The sequence below is a fragment of the Moorena sp. SIO4E2 genome, from assembly GCF_010671945.1.
Lineage (GTDB): Bacteria > Cyanobacteriota > Cyanobacteriia > Cyanobacteriales > Coleofasciculaceae > Moorena > Moorena producens.
Map to the genome: position 1 here is coordinate 1 of NZ_JAAHIE010001218.1, position 1,401 is coordinate 1,401.

Consider the following 1,401-nt stretch of genomic DNA (forward strand, 5'->3'; position numbering starts at 1 on the left):
TGGTTCTCAACATTTTATCAAGCATATAGTCAAGTATGGCAACTTAGATGGTTTACTATTTAAGCCATACCAAATACCTGGGATGTCTTGGCTAGGAACCGTGAATTATGAAGTTAGAGTACCGGGCTGACTTAACTAGTTCATTAGTGTTAAATCGGGAATCGGGAATCGGGAATCGGGAATCGGGAATCGGGAATCGGTAATCGGGAATCGGTAATCGGTAATCGGTAATCGGTAATCGGTAATCGGTAAGAAGTAGTTTTGGGAGCTTAAGAGTATCTTTAAATATATCTTTTATCATAGTTTTATATCATGTTCGGATAATTATTTATAAAACACCATTATCCTTGAAACCTTACTCCTTTACTTCTGCCTTTCCCCTCCTGGGAGGGGTTAGGGGTGGGTGCCTTCTGCCCTCTGCCTTGCTTTCCCCAAAGTATAAGTATTCAACCGGACATGATATTACTGAATCGTAAATACTTCTACGGTAAAACTGGTAAAGCCCGATCGATCATAGTGGCGAGTGCCTCGTTGCAATAAAGTCTGGTTAACCAGCCAATCCACTGCCACAAAAAACGCTTTTCCACTCTCTACCTGTGCCGGACAACTGATTGCAATACGGTTGGTAAAGTGTAACCTCAGGTAATCTTCAGCTAAATCGTCTAACGGTTGCCATGAGGTTACTACTGGGCCTGAAATTTGCCAGTCCGGGGTTATTGTTTGCACTGTTCCTTGCCAGTCGCTACTAATTTCATGGGCGGGAGGTAGAGCAGGCACATTCACGAAATGTCCTAGGTGTTCCGGAAAGACAGTAAAGCGTTTTAAGCTGCCACTTTCATCGTATTTGGCAATCGCAGTAGCACGACTATTTTCATATCTTAAACATATATCGGAAAAAAACGTGGAGCCGGATTTTACTGTGGTTGAACCCCAGGAAAAGCCATTGTCTAAAAACAAGCCGGTTGTGATAGGTTGCTTGTAGGGTTTAAAGGTTTTTGTCTCCGTCTTGCCATTAGCATAAGTATAGTGATTTTGGTGATGTATTTCACGACAATCTGCTGTGGGACGAAAGCTTCTAATACAGCGCCAAGATTCTATGACGTCTCCTGTGGTTGAGTATCTAGTCCAAATCCCATAGAAGTCTCCTGAATAATATCGACAGAACTTCTTCCAATTTTGGAGTTTTCGATCCATAGGTTTATTCTGTTATATATAGCAGTTTGAAATTGGTTGAGGTACAAATTTATGGTTTTTAGGGAGTAGGGAGCAGGGAGCAGGGAGCAGGCAAGAGGCAAGAGGCAAGAGGCAAGAGGCAAGAGGCAAAAGGTAAGAAGCAAGACTGAAAAAATTATGTGTACCTCATATCTATAATAAAGGCTGTATCATCACTACTTATATAGA

2 protein-coding genes are annotated in these 1,401 nt (G+C 41.9%); both read right to left on the reverse strand.

Annotated features, from left to right (window positions below):
* Positions 1 to 91 precede the first annotated feature (91 nt).
* The gene (locus F6K37_RS42350; protein WP_287257212.1) at positions 92 to 301 is read right to left on the reverse strand and encodes a hypothetical protein; all 210 of its coding nucleotides are present in this window, start codon (positions 299 to 301) and stop codon (positions 92 to 94) included.
* 161 nt (positions 302 to 462) lie between these two features.
* Positions 463 to 1,194 carry a DUF3598 family protein gene (locus tag F6K37_RS42355; RefSeq protein WP_008181574.1) on the reverse strand — a complete coding sequence of 244 codons (732 nt, stop codon included), beginning with the start codon at positions 1,192 to 1,194 and terminating at the stop codon, positions 463 to 465.
* Positions 1,195 to 1,401 lie beyond the last annotated feature (207 nt).